This window comes from Vibrio sp. dhg (assembly GCF_003443775.1).
GTDB classification, from domain to species: domain Bacteria; phylum Pseudomonadota; class Gammaproteobacteria; order Enterobacterales; family Vibrionaceae; genus Vibrio; species Vibrio natriegens.
Genome location: NZ_CP028943.1, coordinates 2,394,032 through 2,411,636 on the forward strand (window position 1 = coordinate 2,394,032; position 17,605 = coordinate 2,411,636).

A 17,605-nucleotide genomic window follows, 5' to 3' on the forward strand; every position below is an offset into this window, starting at 1 on the left:
ACTCAGCGCTTTTCAGAACCAACGAAACTGTTATTTAGCGGTTTGTTTGATCTGCTCAACAATCGCTTTCAGGCCGTTCCCACGAGATGGACTTAAGTGTGCAATCAAACCAAGCTGCTCAAAATACGCATCAATGTCGAACGCTTGGATCTGCTCAGCTGTTTTTCCGTCAAACGCGGCCATCACCAGGGCGATCAAGCCACGGACAATACGCGCATCAGAATCCGCACAGAAATGCCAAACACCACCCTGCTCCTGACTAACCAACCAAACTAAGCTTTCACAGCCTGACACCGTGACTTGTTCTGATTTCAGCGCTTCGGGCATTTGAGGTAATTTCTTTCCCCACTGGATAACTTGGCGGTAGCGATCTTCCCAGCCTTTAAACTGCTGCATCGTCGCGACAATATCGTCACTTGTTATCTCAGAACCAAATGGTGAAACTGGGAAATCAGTCATGATGTGTACTTCTCTTTGTTATTACTTCTTATACTTTTGAATCAGCTTTTCTACTATGCGTGAAACCGCAACAAAGCCAAACGTTGCTGTCACAACGGTTGCCGCGCCAAATCCGCTTGCGCAGTCCATTCGCTTAGGTCCTTCTGCCGTAGACTTCACGCCACATACCGAACCGTCCGCTTGTGGGTATTTTAGCTGCTCGGTAGAGAACACGCAGTCAATGCCAAATTTACGCGCAGGATTCTTCGGAAAGTTATGATGACGACGTAAGGTGTCTTTAATTTTTTTGGCCAGTGGATCCTGAATCGTCTTGGTCAGATCCGCCACCATAATTTGTGTTGGGTCGACCTGACCACCAGCGCCACCCGTCGTGATCACTTTAATCTTGTTACTACGGCAGTAAGCCAATAGAGACGCTTTTGCTTTCACACTGTCGATCGCGTCCAACACGTAATCGAACTCTTTGCTCAAGTATTCATGCTGATTGTCTGGCGTGATGAAATCATCAATCAGATTCACCTTACATTCCGGGTTAATCAACTTAACGCGCTCGGCCATCACTTCAATTTTGCTTTGGCCAACCGTTCCAGACATAGCATGGATTTGACGGTTAATGTTCGTTACACACACATCATCCATATCAATCAGCGTCAGCTCGCCAATTCCAGTTCTCGCCAGCGCTTCTACCGCCCAGGAACCAACGCCACCGATACCAATCACACACACATGCGCAGCACGAAGAATTTCGACTTCGCTGTTACCATAAAGACGACGAGTGCCGCCAAAACGTTGATTGTAGTTGTCAGATGCCGGAGTATCGAGTTCGCGCATATTGAAATCCAGATGATCGATAGAAAAACAAAGAGTGCGATTTATACGCACTCTTTGAGAAAATGTCTAGACAAGAGGACGTTCCTCTCGCTTATCAATCCACTATTGTATCTTTTCTGGTGATAAAGCCCAAGGCGCTTGCGTTGGCGTGTTCTCTAAGCCAAGTTTCCAAACACGACCAAAGTGTTTGTAATGACCCGCTTCGATTCCCGCTCTTGCACCAATACCATGATAAAGATCCAAGTGGTTACGTTTCACTGCACCACCTGTGTCGAGTACAAGCAGAATGCGTAATTGATGTGCTCCGCTCCATGTTCCATCCGCATTAAGTAATGGTACTTCTGCCAGAACTGGCGTCCCCATTGGCAAGATTGAACGGTCACCCGCTACTGCTGCCATTGGTAACAGTGGAATGCCCGCGGCTCCGGTCACTGGCGCTTCTGACTTAGGGGCAAAGAACACGTAAGATGGGTTCTGCTCAAGCAGCTCACGAACGGTCGCTTCATCATTAGCCATCACCCAATCTTTAATCGCTTTCATCGACATTTCTTCACGCGGTACTTCACCGCGCTCAATCAAAATTCGCCCGATACTGACGTAGGCTTTGTTGTTCTTTCCTGCATAGGCAAAGTACTCCAACGTGTCATCGTCTTCGAAATGCACATAGCCACTGCCCTGTACTTCCATCATGAAAGGATCAATTCGGTTTGGGGCATAGCCAAGCACCAGACCTTTACCGTCTAAGGCACCATCGTAAATCTCGGCACGCGTCGGGCAATCAGATGCACAATTCGGCTTACCATAGACTGGGTATCTAAAGATGTTATTTGGCTGATGACGCAACTCCATCACCGGAGAGAAATATCCCGTAAACAACACATTGCCTTTCTTATCGCCCCCACCTAGTTGCGCCGCTTGAATACCGTAAGCGCTAAGCACACTGGTGTCGCCACTTTGCTGAGCCCACTCACTCAATCTGTGATACAGCGGTTGATACATCTTCGCCATAGAGGGAGATTTAATCAAAACCTGCTCAACTTGCTTGTTGAACTCGGTAAAGTCGCGAGGCTTGTTCGACTCAACTACGTCCACTTTATTGAGAATTTGAGGAAACTCACCATCGATGTATTGATGGGCAAGATCGTTTTTCTGAGCACAACCAAACAGAAGGCCTAGAGTAACAATAGGAAGAAGTTGTTTTAGCACGTGATTATTCCGTAATAAAAGATAGCAAAAGGATGGCAAACAAAGACAGGCAACGCAATTGAAAAGCCGCGTCAAAGTGTTTCAAAACTAGGTCAACTGTTAAATATGCTGTAATTCCATCCAATTAGTTTCGAATTAACAACATGATAGCAGGGGGACGAATACGCAATTGTCCAGAAAGTGTTTGAATATAAGTTATTTGAACCGTCCAAAATGGAACGGGAATGAATATCACGTTCAGCGCAGGGTGCTGTCGAAACTTCTCTCCAAACGAAAAATTGGCAAATAATGCACGTTAGCGTCTAACTTCATTTCCGTGTGTTGCTGGCCAATAAACCTAAACCGGCGAACACTCGAACCAAACTTATAAGACAAAGCCTCCCCATCGAAGTCAAAATCGGTCGCAACTGTAGAACCATTAACTGTGACACCTCTTTCGCTTAACTCAAAAACCTCACGAGCGTATGGTGCGACCTCTTGCTCTACCCATTTGCCATAAATAATTGATTTTTCAACAGGCGGGTTGATATAACGAGAAATCCAGTCACTGTACAGCATACCAGCGATAATTGTACCAACAACTGCGAAAAGCATCAGAAAGCGCTCTACGCCTTTTCGAAATTGGGATTTTTTGGATGAGTCAGATTGGGGCTGAGTAGTAATCGTAGCATTCCTCTCTGGGGCTGAAGATGTGATGACCACTGATAGCGGAAAGATTGAGGCATTTTATCCTTCATCCTATTATTCCCCAAAGGACCACTCTTCATATATTTGTCCTTTATTCCAAAAAATTCACCTTGCCATTAGATGAATAAAAAGACATTATTTAAGCATAAATAAACACAAGGAATGGCTGTAGTGAAAATTCGTAGTACCGCACTCGTTAAAGGGTTCCGCCAATCAACCCCCTATGTAAATGCACACCGTGGCAAAACCATGGTGATCATGCTCGGTGGAGAAGCGGTCGCCCACAACAACTTTGGAAACATTATCAATGACATTGCATTAATGCATAGCCTTGGCATTAAAGTGGTGGTGGTTTATGGCGCTCGTCCGCAAATCAACCAATTATTGGTAAAACAAAACCTTACTACGCCATACCATAAAGACATCCGAATTACTGATGAAGAAGCCTTATCAGTAGTTATGCAAGCCGCAGGTCAACTACAGCTGGCGATAACTGCACGCCTATCCATGAGCCTGAACAATACACCAATGGCTGGGACAGAGCTAAGCGTTGTATCCGGGAACTATATTATTGCTCAACCTCTGGGTGTGGATGATGGTGTCGACTACTGTCACAGCGGACGGATTCGCCGCATCGATACTGACGCGATTAATCGCACTCTGGACCAAGGTTCGATTGTTCTGCTTGGTCCAATTGCCAGCTCCGTCACGGGTGAGTGTTTCAACTTACTTTCTGAAGAGGTCGCCACCCAGCTTGCGATTAAACTAGGCGCGGACAAACTGATCGGTTTCTGTTCAGAACAAGGTGTCATTGATGACAACGGCAATGCGGTCGCTGAGCTGCTTCCTATCGAGGCAGAGCATGTTATCAAAACCCTGACAGAAAAAAGCTCACCAGATTCAGACTACTACACCGGTACACTACGTTTCTTGAAAGGCTCGATTGCCGCTTGTCGTGCGGGCGTACCACGCAGCCATTTGATCAGTTATAAAGTCGACGGTGCCTTAATTCAGGAACTGTTCTCTTTCGATGGTATTGGTACGCAAGTGGTCATGGCCAGTGCTGAGCAAGTCCGTCAAGCCAACATCGACGACATCGGCGGTATTTTAGACTTAATCCGTCCTCTGGAGGAACAAGGTATATTGGTAAGACGCTCACGCGAGCAATTGGAACAAGAAATTGGCAAATTCACCATCATCGAAAAAGATGGGCTCATCATTGGTTGCGCTGCGTTGTACCCATACGCCGAAGAGCGCAAAGCGGAGATGGCTTGCGTAGCGATTCATCCAGATTACCGCGATGGTAACCGTGGATTGTTATTACTGAATTACATGAAGCACCGCTCAAAGTCAGAAAACATTAATCAGATCTTTGTGCTCACGACCCACAGCCTGCACTGGTTCAGAGAGCAAGGCTTTTACGAAGTGGGCGTGGATTATTTACCGGGAGCAAAGCAAGGTTTATACAACTTCCAGCGCAAATCAAAAATCTTAGCTTTGGATTTATAAAGATTAAAAAGACCGAGTGCATACTCGGTCTTTTAGTTTCTAGTTGGCTAGTCGCTGCACCAATCCACTAGCTCGCGTTGTTTTCACCTTTATTCCTCGTTTAAGCACATTCAGCTCCGCGTAAAGCGCTAAACGTTTCTTCGCTCGGGTGATGCCTGTGTAAATCAGCTCACGGGTTAATATCGGGCTAAAATCTGGCGGCAGAATCATTAAGGTGTAATCAAACTCACTGCCCTGCGATTTATGAATTGTCATGGCGTAGGCCGTTTCATGTTCTGGCACTCGGCTTGGCAGTACCGACTTAACACTACCATCAGGGAGTTCGAAAAAGACTTTCAAACGCTGCTCTTCTTCGCTGTCATCCCGCATACAAATACCAATATCACCGTTATACAAACCTAAACCGTGATCATTGCGCGTAACCATCACAGGTCTGCCGTGATACCAAATCTCATCCTGCACCTTAATCAGCTTACGCGCTGCAAGTGCTTTCTCTATGCGCTGGTTTAACCCAGCCACACCAAAGTCACCTTCGCGGATCGCACAAAGCAGTCTGCACTGGTTAAATGTGTCTAACACCGCTTTGGCTTTTCGGGTTAACGTTTCAGGTTCTCCAGTATTTGGATCCTGCTCTTGCTGCCCAATACGCTTCAGATAACGACCGTATTCTTGTACTAACGTCTGCATCATCTGATTGTAGTTTTGGCTACTCAGAGCAAAATGTTCGATATCTGAAAAGTCTCGCGCCCAGACATTGTCCACACTGGCCGCAGAACCTAAGTTCACCGCTTTCGCTAATTGGCCAATCCCCGAGCGAGCATCAAATCGGTAACTCTTTTGCAGCATACACAAACTATCAGCAATGCTGGATGCACTATTGCTACTGTGAGCCAAGGTGTCAAAACCGGTCAGCTTTGCGATGGCCGAAGCCTGCTCTTTGCCATAACCCAAAGCATGGAACGAGCAAATATCACCCAGCACTGCCCCCGCTTCTACCGAGGCGAGCTGATCTTTATCACCAAGCAGGATCAGTCGTGCATGCTTAGGCAATGCATCGACCACTTTGTACATCATGGGTAAATCGACCATCGACGCTTCATCAATGACTAAGATATCCAGATGCAGCGGATTCTGTTTGTTATGACGGAACTCTGCGCTATTAGGGATCGCGCCCAACAAACGGTGCAAGGTGCTCGATTCAGTCGGGATTTTGGCTTTTAACTCAGGAGAAACCGGTAACTCTTGCACTGCTTTGCCAATTGACTCGGTTAATCGTGCAGCTGCTTTACCCGTCGGAGCCACCAGCTTGATGGTTAGATTCTTCTCTTGTGCGGCCTGCTCTATCAGCGCGGCAAGCAATTTGGTTACCGTAGTCGTTTTACCGGTTCCCGGTCCACCAGAAATCACCGCAAAGCGACGGGTTAGCGCGACTGCGGCCGCGACTTTTTGCCAGTTTACACAAGCAGAAAGTGGCACGAGGCCATCCAGAGGTTGTAAGTCCTGAACTTTATTGGCGTGGCTTAAAAGTGCATCAATCGCAGGCCAATCCAATGCATCGCTTGCGACCACATCAAGGTGGTCACACACCAATTGCTGACGCAGAACTTGGGTGCTACTCCCAGCTTCAGTGGCTTTGGCAATCGTGTTAAAAAGAAAGTGATATTGACGCGCAAACAGATGGTTAAGCAGCTCAGATAATCGCGTAAACTCTTGCGGCTGCAAACTAACCGCCGCGCCCAGTTGATTGAGCTTTTCCGCCAGTGTCACTTCATAGTACCAGTAACGATGTAAATACAAACGCTCACCATCGAACATTAGCGGCAGCGCTTCTCCCTGTGCGCCAACTAAACTGGAATTTTCCAATAATTGTTGCCAATTAATACCTTGCAGTTGAGTATTGAGCGTTAACGCTGCCTCACCAAACAGCCCCAACTTACTGGCCAAATCAGTCGGCTGACCTTGCGCATCGAAGAGAGGCAAACAGATATGTCCTTTACCAAGCTCACTACTGACGACACCAGCGATAAACGCCAGTGCCTGACCGTCTGATTGTGATTCACTCTGCGCATCATCAGTTTGAGCGTAAAGAAAACGTGCGAATTGGTAGTCGAGCTGACGAATCGCACCTTTGTGTGCTAACCGTTCAAGTGTTGCCAGCAGGCTCTCTTGGTGCGATGGAAGATTGTTATTGGTCGTCATTACAGTAGCTCCATCTGCCCAGCCTGAGTCGATCGTGTTTCCAGTGTTTGACCATCAATCAAACGATCCATCTCTTGTAAAAATTCTAACGTTGGCTTGGCGGCAAAAATACCGTGATCACTTTGCCCATCCATGCCGCGTAGGAACAAATAATACACTCCACCAAAATGCTGATCGTATTGATAATTAGCCAGCCGACTACGCAAAAAGCGATGCAGTGCTAAAGCATAAATCTGATACTGCAAATCGTAACGGTGATCCGCCATCGCAGATTTTAGTGCTTCACCATGGTAGTGAGTCACCTCGTCGCCAAGGTGATTCGATTTCCAGTCCAGCACGTAGTACTTGCCTTGATGCTCAAACACCAAGTCGATAAAGCCTTTGAGCATGCCTTGAACCGTTTGGAAACCTAAATCTCCCGCTTTGGCAGACAATGGGTCATGTCGTTGAATCACACGGTTCAGCGCCGGAGCGGACAACACTTCAATTGGCAGAAGAAACTCCATCTCCACCAAACGCTGCGATGGCGCTTTTTGATTAAGCAGCAATGACTTTCCGTCTAATGGTGTGGCAAGCACAGTATCAATCAGCTGTTGTAAAATGGGCAACCACTCTTCATCCAACTGCTCACTTTCCATCAAACCGAGAATGATTTGGGTATTCTCTTCCGTCGTGGCTGGCTGAGTAAACTCAATTTCCTCGAATAAGCTGTGAAGGAACGTCCCCGGACGCGCGCCTCTTGGGAAGGTGAAAATAGAACGCTCAGGCTCAACCAAATCCTCTTCGTCTTGCTCGTCAGAAGAGTCAATATCAAAGCCAGTAATCTCAATGGTGGCGTCGTGTTCAGTCTGATGAGAGCCCTGCTTGACCAAACCAGAATAACTGGTGATACGCCAGTTTCTGTCGATAGGATTTTGTAGTTCTTTAGCTGTGAGGTCACACACTTCTTCTTGTGGCGCTACATACATCTCTTCGAGCTGCTGTGGCGGCTCACCTAAAGCGACGCAATCAAGCTTATCTTGCTGCTGTTTTAAACCTTGGTACAAATCGTTGATTCCGCCTTCTTGGCCATTTTGCACTAAATAGCCGATTGCGCTGCAGTGAACACCAGTTGGTTCTTTGGTTGAGCGTCCGTTACGCAAAGGCGAAGCACCAATAAAGCAAGCATACACGGCGCGCGTTAACGCTACGTATATCAGACGCAGGTCTTCCGCTAAACGCTCTTTGTCCGCTTGCTGCATTGATGCATCGTTACCGGTGATATCCAGAACAGTGCGATCATTGGCGGCGTCGTAGTATTTGGCCTCGCTGGCTTCTCGATAGCTGAACAAAAATGGCAGAAACACAAGCTCATATTCCAGACCTTTTGATTTGTGAATAGTGACGATCTGTACCAAATTACGCTCAGATTCCAAACGTTGGATTTGGTCATCACTGCCACCCAACCCATTTTCCGCATCACTGATAGACTGAGCTAACCAGCGCAGCAGCCCATGATCACTATCTAATTCGTTGCTGGCTTGCTGAAGGAGTTCACCAATGTGCATTAAATCGGTAAGTACTCGCTCACCATTTTCTCCTTGTGAGCTTGCGCCTTCTTCTAACAATCGTTCGGCAATATGGCGCTTGCTGATCACCGCGCGCAGCATGGGTAATACCCCACGTTGAATCCAAAGTTTGCGATATTCTTTGAATTCATTAACTGCATTTTCCCACACGATTTCATCGTTATTGAGTGCGTCCAAGCTGGCGGCGTCCAATGCAAACAGTTCAGAGGCGAGACTCGCACGCAGCGCTCTGTCATTTTCCGGTGTCAGTACCGCTTGCAGAAGACGCTGCAGATCTTGAGCAACCGAGCTGGTAAACACACTGTCTCGGTTAGACAGATATACGCTGGCAATGCCTTGATCTGCCAACGCCTGTTTAATCATTCGGCCTTCGCTACCAGTACGAACCAGTACTGCGATATCGCCAGCTTGAACGGTTTTCTCTTTTTCACCGTTCACCAGACACGCTTGCCCCAGCTGAGCCTGAGTCAAAATCGTTTGGATTTGGCTCGCGGTTGCCTCCGCCATTCGAGTTAAATATTCGCCTTTTGGCAGCGGTTTTTCTTCAGCGTTTTGCAACCAATAAGTCAGTGCTGGTTGCTTTTGACCACCCATAATCCAAATGCGTTTATCGGCATTTGGACTGTAGTTTACGGGTAAGAAAGGAATGTCCGAATCATAGATAAATGGGCTGTCTGGCAAGGCAAACACTTGGTTAACTGCCTGCACCATATCCGCACTTGAACGCCAGTTCGTTCCTAGCGTGTAGTGGGCACTTACTTGGTTACGAGCTTTAATATAAGTGAAAATGTCTGCGCCACGGAAACCATAAATCGCCTGTTTCGGGTCACCGATCATAAACAAACCGCATTCTGGATTGTTCAGATAGATACGACTAAAAATACTGTATTGCAACGGGTCGGTATCTTGGAATTCATCAATCATCGCGACCGGATACAAAGTGCGAATTCGCTCAGCCAGTAGCTCGCTTTCATCGGTATCGATAGAAGCAGAAAGTTGAGTCAGTAAATCGTCGAAAGATAGCCATTGCTTCTGATTTTTCGCGCTGGCTAACATCACGCGACAGTGTTCAATCGCATGGGCAAGCAGTGGCGCTTTTAAGCTAATAGGATTGGCAAGAAAAGCCTCAATCGCTTCAAAAACGGCGTGCTGCGGCGCACTACCTTTAGGTGTTTTTTCCGACAGGATATTTTGCGCAAACTTCTCCAGCTTGTCAGGATAGTCATAACCTGTGGTTTCTGTTGCTGCCCAAGCATTCACTGCCTCTAACCAGGTCGGCAGAGACTTTTTGGTGTAGCTGCGTTTGTTGATGTCTGAATCCGAAATCAGCGCTAAAAAGTCATCCTGGCTACCTCGCCATTGTGCTTTCAGCTCATCGATTTTTTTCAGATTCTCAGTATGAACATCGGCCAAACTGCCTTTCATCGCAGGTACAGAAAGGCTTAACGGTGCGCCTGTTAAGTAATTGCTGATGTCAGACAACAGTGCAGATGGAGAACCCCACAACTGACGAACCTCTCCCGCCAAAGTAAACGGCAATGGGTAGAAGTTACGACGCCAGTAGTCGGCGACCACCTGAGCTTTGAGGTGGCTTTCGTCCGTCACGAACTCGTTATTAAATCGGCTGCCGGATTCAAAAGCATTTTGTGTCAGCATGCGCTGGCAAAAACCGTGAATGGTGTAGACCGCAGCCTCATCCATTTGACGCTCCGCCTGGAGAAGAATTTCCGCCGCTTGCTTGTGATCGTCGAACTCGTTTAGCAAAGGCTGGATGACTGGATCGAAGCTGTGTCCGCGAGCAAAAGCGATACGCGCATCATGGATTCGCGCCCTGATACGATCGCGCAACTCCGCTGTCGCCGCTTCGGTAAAGGTCACAACCAGAATTTGATCAACGGTAAGCGGGACGCGATGTTTGGTCTCTGCACTGCCGTGACCAAGCAAAAGGCGCAGGTATAAACCCGCAATAGTGAAGGTTTTGCCCGTACCCGCGGATGCCTCAATTAACCTCGCACCATGTAAAGGAAACGTCATCGCTTCTAGTGGGGTTGGCTGCGGTTGCCCAGTGGCTTCTAAATCATGGTTAGGTAGCTCTGCACCTGACATTTGATCCATAACGCTGAATCTCTCCGGATTATCAACTGATAGAAGTGTGATCTATCGTTAAAAATTCTATTTATATGTTTACCAAGTTGGATAATTTAGGGCTTTGTGGGATCTTTCTCACGGTTATCCATCTGTTGCACCGTTAGTATGCGCCTCACGAGATAAGCCAAGCCTTTCAGGCGGCAACACTCAAATGAATTAAGCAAAAGTATCATGGTCCCTCTGACCTTGTGGCCGTACAGCGAACGCCCTACAAAAAATAATGATTTTCTGGCGGCCACCCTACTCTCCCTTTACTCTATCTAACTGTCCTTGCTACGCTTTTATATCGTCCGCATCTTGAACCGCTAAACGCGCACCTTGCAGCACCAACGCCGTCAATAAGCGTACTTCTTTCGCCAAATCATCATTCCAAGCTGGCCAAATACGTGCAATATACGCATTGTTTCCTTCGCCTGAACTCATGTAGCCATCGTTGAATGTATCTGCCATTTTCTTCAAAGATTTTTCTTCGTCGTCAGCCCAGTGTCCACGAGTAAATCCAGCTTCAACGCATGCTAACGCCGTTTGCGGGAAATAAGGCAAAGGCTTAGTCATGCCTTCAAAAAACAGACGAACCAATTCCGTAAGTAATTGCTTGGCATACGATGCATCGGCAATTTCCGGGTAGATTAAATGAACCGCACCTTCTTTACGGTCATAGCCAATAATATGGGTTTTCTTGGCATGGCCAGACGCTGACATGGCAAGATGATCAATCCAAGCGGCCAGATAATCCTGTGAACGAACTCTACCACTTCGGTAGCGAATCAACCCGGATTGGTAACACTGAGTAAGCCAGCCTGTCAGGCGAACTTTTTTCTCATCGCCTTCATTGCCTTCGAATAACGAGTCAAAGGTCAGGTCGATTTCTAAATCGTCTTGCGGTGCGCCAGATAGAAACGCCAGTTTGTCCACCAGCTCTTCAGCCTGAACTCGGTTAGTTTCAAACTCGATATCACCAAACGCACCGACTGGTAACTTACCTTGTGCACGTTGTTGACTCATAAAGTGCTTAAGCACATCTGTTTTCTTCTCTGGCTGTGTCAACGTGGTTTCGAGCAAGGTTTCTAACAGCTCATCACGCATTTGATAGCTTTCCAGCCCACCGAGTACAAATGGCTCATCATCTTCCATGACTGGCAATGGTGGCTCAAATACCACTTTTAAGCGGCGATTAAAAAAGTACTGTACTGGTAAGCGCCAGAAACGTTGCAGCTCGACTAAATCGAGCTCTAGTGGGAACGTGGCTCCCAACAGATAATCGTCCAATGCGCGATTAAAGTCATGACGAACGTAGCCTTGAGATTGGCTACTTTGGGTTAACGCCGCCGGAATCCACTCTTTGGCGTAGCTGGAATGCATCCCCTGAAAAGCACTTGGGCTAAATGGCACCATGGCGTGCGTATTGACCAACGCTTTCAATAAGTTGTCGCCAGACTCATCAACCGGTAAACCTTCATCACCGCCTAAACAGTAATTTTGGTGACAGTATTCCATCAACTCAGAAACCAGCACTGACGGTACGCGCTCGGTGTTGTCTTGAATCGAACGACCGACATAACTGATGTACAGCGTTTGCTGAGCGGACAACATTGCTTCTAAGAACAGGTAACGGTCATCATCTCGGCGAGAACGGTCACCCGGCTTAGTTCTGCCCGTCATCAAGTCAAAACCTTCCGGCGGCATGGAACGCGGATACACGCCATCATTCATTCCAAGCAGACATACGGTTCTGAATGGAATGGAACGCATTGGCATCAGGGTACAGAAGTTCACTTGCCCGGCAAGGAAACGCTGGCTGACTCGCGTACCGGACAGTTTATCTTGCAAATATTGGCTGATGATTGCTGGTGACAATGTCTCTTCGAATGCGGCATCGGCGAGCTGTTCTTTCAGTTGGCTAAGCGTATCGCGGATGGATTTGAGCGCCATTTCGCCTTCCAACTCGACTGAGAAGAAGTCATCCAGCAGCATAACTAAAGTTTCTCGCCAGCCATCAATCGTCTGAACATGAGAGAGTTTGCGGCGATAAGTACTGATTTGTTGGATAAAGTGCGCTAACTTGCCCGCAAGCTCTGCGCCCATACCTTGCACTTCATTATAGGGAGATAAACTGCCTTGCTCAGTTTCAAACAAACCTGCCGACTCTGGCATCGCATAACCTAGTAGCATTCGCTGAATGCCAAACTGCCAAGTGTTTTGACGCGTTTCCGGCAGCTCAAACTCGCGTCCGGTATTGGCATCCAATCCCCAACGAATACCCGATGCTTCAACCCACTGTTTGGCTTGTAAGAAATCGTCTTCACTGAGCTCAAAACGCTTTAAGATCGCCGGCGTTTCCAGCAGTTCAAGTAATTCCGATGCCAAGCAGCGCGTGTTCGGTAGGTTTACCAACTGCATAAATGCCGCAAGAATCGGGCTCTCCTGATCCGCCGTTCGGTCTGAAATCGAATATGGAATAAAACGCTCACCCGGCGCATTACCAAATACTGCTTGAATTGCGGGACTGTAGGCATTGATGTCCGCGACCATGACGATAATATCGCGCGGTTTTAACGTTGGGTCAGCATCGAACATCGCCAGAAGTTGATCATGAAGCACTTCGACTTCACGCATTGGACTGTGACAAGCGTGTAGACTTAGCGATTTGTCGCCCAGACTAACCACTTGCTTGTGGCCACTATGCTCAATCTGCTGGTCGTCCTGGTGTTCTTCAAGGTTTAAAATATCTGCTTGCAGTTGATGGAGCAGACTATCACGCTCGACATCAACAAACGCTTCAATCTCATGGGACTCCAGCTGAGATAGCAGATACATGTTATCGCGGCCAAGTTTCCCCATCGAAGCCAATAGACTGTTTCCGACCACATCAGTGTGCAGTTCGTCGAGCACATTGTCTTCTACAGACCCTTTCAACTGCTCGGTTTCACCTTGCACTTCAGAGTGATCATCCTGCCAAACTACATGCTGACGATGTTTCGCTGCCAAGCGAGCCAGGTACTTGCGATCTCGAACCTCGCCCCAGTAATAACGACATGGATTGGTGAACATCAAATGCACATCGATGTGTTCGCCAATCGCTTTTAGCGCATCCATGTAACGTGGTGGTAAAGAGGAGATACCAAAAACAAACAAACGCTTGGGCAAATGGTCGAAGTTGCCGTTAAAGTTCTCTAACGTGTCGATAAAGTGCTCATAAAGGTTGGCACGATGATAAGGAGATTGCCCCAGCGAGACCGTGTGATCGTACAATGCTTGCCATAAAATTGGCTGCCACGGATGTTCGTCTTCCAGCTCAGGCACACTCTGACCCGCTTCCCAGTTTGCGATCCATTCCGGACGGTATACCAGGTAGCCATCAAATATATCGGCAATTTTTTCTGCCAGCTGATACAGCTTGGAGTTATCACTGTCGTCTTTGAGATATTGCGCCAGCGGTGAAAACGTCTCTTGGTTTAGAAGCCCTGGCAACAGGTGCATCAACTTCCACGTCATGGCTTCTTTGTTAAATGCACTACGTTTTGGCACATCAGGCAATACCTGAGTGAACATTTCCCAAATGAAGGTCGCAGGGAGCGGAAAATCGATGTTCGCCGCCACTCCAAACTCTTTGGCCAGTTCCATTTTTAACCACTGAGACATACCGGGGCTTTGAACTAGTATTTGTTCTTTTTCGAACGGGTTTTCCAGCGGACTGATGCGAATCAGTTCAACTAGAAGTGATTTGAGAACGTCAACTTGGTTGGAGTGATAAACAGTAAACAAATTGGGAACACCGAGTGCCGATTGAAACTGTTAGCTAGCTTAGCACAGCGCTATTTAAACCCGCAGTGTTCTCTTTGCTTGGAATAACAAAAGGCTAGATATCGCGCAGTTTGAGCATAAAACACCACTTTTCAATGACGTAATAAGCTCCGATTAAACCCACACATAACGTGACATTCTTCACATCCATTCCAAAATAAAAAACACTGTTTTATAATCTAACCACCTATAATTTATAAATATGAAAAATATGATTCGCAAACCGTCGTCCAACAGCGCTTGGCTGATTGCTTTTTTTGCTTGCTTTGCAGTGTATCTGTCTTTCACTTGCTATCCGTTCGTGTTGTCTAGCAATCAGAATGAACCGCTAACCTTATTGCAAGGTTATTACTTAGCTTCTACTCAATTTGGGTGGCTAGGTTTGATTGTTCTTCCATTTATGTTGTTGAGTTTATTGCTCTCTTTTCTACCGACTCGTTTGTTCAAAGGCATCGTTATCGCTATCTCTATCTGCCTCCTGATCATATTCAAAGTCGATATCCTCGTTTTTCAACAATATAAATTTCACATCAATGCTCTATTAATTCGCATGTTTTTTGAGGGTGGTAGCGATGTGTTTGATATTTCCTGGATGAGCTGGCTCATTTTCGGCAGTGAAGTCACCGTGCTAGTACTAGGACTTGCATGTACCGTTTGGCTGAGTAATAAGCTCGCAGAAAGCCGAGCAAAGTTCTTGTTGATCAGTGTGTGGTTTGCCATGTTGCTTAGCACACAAATGATCCATGCGTACAAAAACGCACTTTACGATGATGAAGTCAGTCAGTATTCGAACAACTGGCCGCTTTACTATCCGCTTACTGCTCGTAAATTTATCTACAAACACAACCTTGTTGATGAAAGTATCGCGTCGAAGAACCGGGTGGAGTTATCCAATGTTGAAAGTAGCTCTCTAAACTACCCGCTTGAACCTGTTCAAGTACAAAGTAAAAAGACACTCCCAAACGTTTTGTTTATTTTGGTGGATGCTTGGCGCTACAGTGATGCAACCCCTGAAGTCATGCCAAACGTCAGTGAGTTCGCTAAACAATCAGTGAGTTTTACTCAACATATGAGCGGTGGTAACTCGACTCAAGCTGGCATCTTTAGCCTATTTTATAGTTTACCTGCCACCTATTGGGAAAGCTTTTACGCGAGCCAACGCTCCCCACTATTTATGGATACACTGCAACAAGAAGGCTACCGCATGGGTATTTTTGGCTCTGCGCCATTGACCAGCCCACCGCTTTCTCGCACGGTATTCAAAAAAGTACCCGACTTAACCCTGAAACAGACAGGTGAAACGGCAGTAGAACGAGATCAACAGATCACGGATAAGTTCATCGAGTTCCAAAAGCAGGACAGTGAACAGCCATACTTTGGGTTTCTGTTCTATGATTCTGCCCACGGCACATTGTTCCCAGAACCTGAGTTCGCTAAATTCAAACCATACTGGGAACGCGTCGATCACATTCTTTTAAACAACGATTTTGATGCTTCGCTTTATCACAACCGCTACAAAAACTCGTTGTATTACATTGATAGTTTGATTGGTGAAGTACTGAAGAGCGTCGATTTAGACAACACTATCGTGGTGCTTTCTTCTGACCATGGCGAGGAGTTTAACGATCACAAGATAAACTACTGGGGCCATACGGGGAACTACAGTGACGTTCAGGTGCATGTTCCTCTTTACGTATCCATACCCAATCATCAACCTGAGAAAATTGATTACCGTACTACGCATTTTGACGTCGTACCAACCTTGATGAATATGCTGTTTGATGTACAGGGTAAAACAAGCGCCTACAGCGTGGGCCACAACTTACTGGATAGCTCTGCCCCTCGTGATTGGTACATCGCGGGCAGCTACTATAACTATGCTTTGGTTGGAAAAGATTTGATGCTGGTGGTAAATCCAGGCGGTCATTCTCTGCAACTGGACAACCAGTTAAACGTCGAAAAAGAACACAATATTCCGGTTAATATTATTCGTCATTTTCTCGACGAGATGTCGCGTTTTTATAAAAAAGGCTGAGTCCATATTCGCTTCCCCTTAAAAGTAAAAAAGCCTCTAGGCGGTAACACCAAGAGGCTTTTTCATATCTTGCTAATTAGGCGTGATGCGCATGTATTAAGCGAGGCTGAATCAACAAGTTGTTGATATATTGTAATGCCACATAAGAGACAACAAATGTCGCCACAATCAGTTCAAGACCCGCTAAGCCTCGCACTTGTTGAACATAATCCGATGCTAAACCTTGTGCCTCCATCCAGTTCGCCATTTTAAACAGTGCTGTCGCACCTATCACCATTGGGAAAGTGAACGCTGCATAGCCTGGACTAAATGGCAGTCTGAGTAATTTAAAGAATGCTAGGTAGATGATCGCTGTCATCAATACCGCGATACCAAATAGCATAGCGATGATCACTGGCGATGGCGTCGCAGTGACGGTTAGGTAACCCGCCAAAGACAGGCTCGCTGGCGCAGCCATGATTGCCATCGTTGGTTTCGCTGCATCTGGAATTTCATGGGTAAACATGAAACGGTAAATCATCATCGGTAACATGATCGCATACGCTACCATGCCAAACATCAACGCGCCTTGAGCCACTGGTGCTAAAACCGGATTACCCGAGAACGACACATCTGCAACGATGATGCCTACAGGTGGTACAAACCAGCTTGGAACCATGTGGTGCAATTCAAACTCTTTTGCTCGATGGTAAACAAAACTCACTAAAAACACGATGTGCAGAACAACCGCGACCAGCCAGAGTGCGTCACCCGCAAGCGGTAACCACTGACCTAATGAGTTAGAAACCACCATCGTTCCCATTGCAAATGTTGGTACAACGCTTCCCACGACTGGGTGCGCAAGGTCCTGCCTTAACAATTGATGATGTAGAATGAATTTAATCGCCAAAATGGTCAGCAATACACTGGCAATGCCTGCACTCACCCACTGTCCATAGCCATGTAATTCAGCGAAGTTTTCCCAACTCCAACCCAAACTCGCAATACCAAGTGCTAACCCCGCCATCGGAGTCGGTGCGTCGATTAGTTTTGCTTTTGTTTTCTGAATCATCACAATCTCTATCAGAGCCAGTCTCGATGTGGCTAATAATACGCTTGCACTTCGTTCCAAACTATCTAATTATTTAGAACATACGTTCAGGTTTACTAAACATAACTC

Annotated in this window: 10 protein-coding genes; 2 read left to right on the forward strand and 8 right to left on the reverse strand. The window is 46.8% G+C overall.

The window, feature by feature from the left end; genetic code table 11:
- Window positions 1-30: 30 nt before the first annotated feature.
- The 4 genes from csdE to DBX26_RS11090 form a co-directional block, all read right to left on the reverse strand.
- A complete protein-coding gene (csdE, locus tag DBX26_RS11070) occupies window positions 31-459 on the reverse strand; it encodes a cysteine desulfurase sulfur acceptor subunit CsdE (RefSeq protein WP_020334306.1) in 429 nt (142 codons plus the stop codon).
- Window positions 460-480: 21 nt separating this feature from the next.
- A complete protein-coding gene (tcdA, locus tag DBX26_RS11075) occupies window positions 481-1,290 on the reverse strand; it encodes a tRNA cyclic N6-threonylcarbamoyladenosine(37) synthase TcdA (protein WP_014232810.1) in 810 nt (269 codons plus the stop codon).
- Window positions 1,291-1,392: 102 nt separating this feature from the next.
- Entirely contained in the window at window positions 1,393-2,496 is a 1,104-nt protein-coding gene (gene mltA / locus DBX26_RS11080; RefSeq protein WP_118119149.1) for a murein transglycosylase A, read from the reverse strand.
- 237 nt (window positions 2,497-2,733) lie between these two features.
- Window positions 2,734-3,090: a DUF2850 domain-containing protein gene (locus tag DBX26_RS11090; RefSeq protein ID WP_118119151.1), complete on the reverse strand. Its 357-nt coding sequence runs from the start codon at window positions 3,088-3,090 to the stop codon at window positions 2,734-2,736.
- Window positions 3,091-3,354: 264 nt separating this feature from the next.
- Between DBX26_RS11090 and argA the strand changes: the two genes are divergently transcribed.
- Window positions 3,355-4,692: an amino-acid N-acetyltransferase gene (gene argA, locus DBX26_RS11095; protein ID WP_014232813.1), complete on the forward strand. Its 1,338-nt coding sequence runs from the start codon at window positions 3,355-3,357 to the stop codon at window positions 4,690-4,692.
- 39 nt (window positions 4,693-4,731) lie between these two features.
- Here the strand turns inward: argA and recD are convergent, their stop codons facing one another.
- From recD to recC, 3 genes are all read right to left on the reverse strand, one after another.
- Window positions 4,732-6,891, reverse strand: a complete 2,160-nt coding sequence (recD, locus tag DBX26_RS11100) for an exodeoxyribonuclease V subunit alpha (RefSeq protein ID WP_118119153.1) — start codon at window positions 6,889-6,891, stop codon at window positions 4,732-4,734.
- Window positions 6,891-10,493: an exodeoxyribonuclease V subunit beta gene (gene recB / locus DBX26_RS11105; protein WP_162889725.1), complete on the reverse strand. Its 3,603-nt coding sequence runs from the start codon at window positions 10,491-10,493 to the stop codon at window positions 6,891-6,893. The genes recD and recB overlap by 1 nt, the downstream gene beginning before the upstream one ends.
- Window positions 10,494-10,880: 387 nt before the next feature.
- Window positions 10,881-14,372 carry an exodeoxyribonuclease V subunit gamma gene (recC, locus tag DBX26_RS11115; protein WP_118119157.1) on the reverse strand — a complete coding sequence of 1,164 codons (3,492 nt, stop codon included), beginning with the start codon at window positions 14,370-14,372 and terminating at the stop codon, window positions 10,881-10,883.
- Window positions 14,373-14,622: 250 nt separating this feature from the next.
- On the opposite strand from recC, the gene DBX26_RS11120 reads away from it, so the two are divergent.
- The gene (locus tag DBX26_RS11120; RefSeq protein WP_118119159.1) at window positions 14,623-16,446 is read left to right on the forward strand and encodes a DUF3413 domain-containing protein; all 1,824 of its coding nucleotides are present in this window, start codon (window positions 14,623-14,625) and stop codon (window positions 16,444-16,446) included.
- 76 nt (window positions 16,447-16,522) lie between these two features.
- On the opposite strand, the gene DBX26_RS11125 is transcribed toward DBX26_RS11120, so the two are convergent.
- Window positions 16,523-17,497 (reverse strand): TDT family transporter, encoded by a 975-nt coding sequence (locus DBX26_RS11125; protein WP_118119161.1) that lies wholly within the window; start codon window positions 17,495-17,497, stop codon window positions 16,523-16,525.
- Window positions 17,498-17,605: the final 108 nt, after the last annotated feature.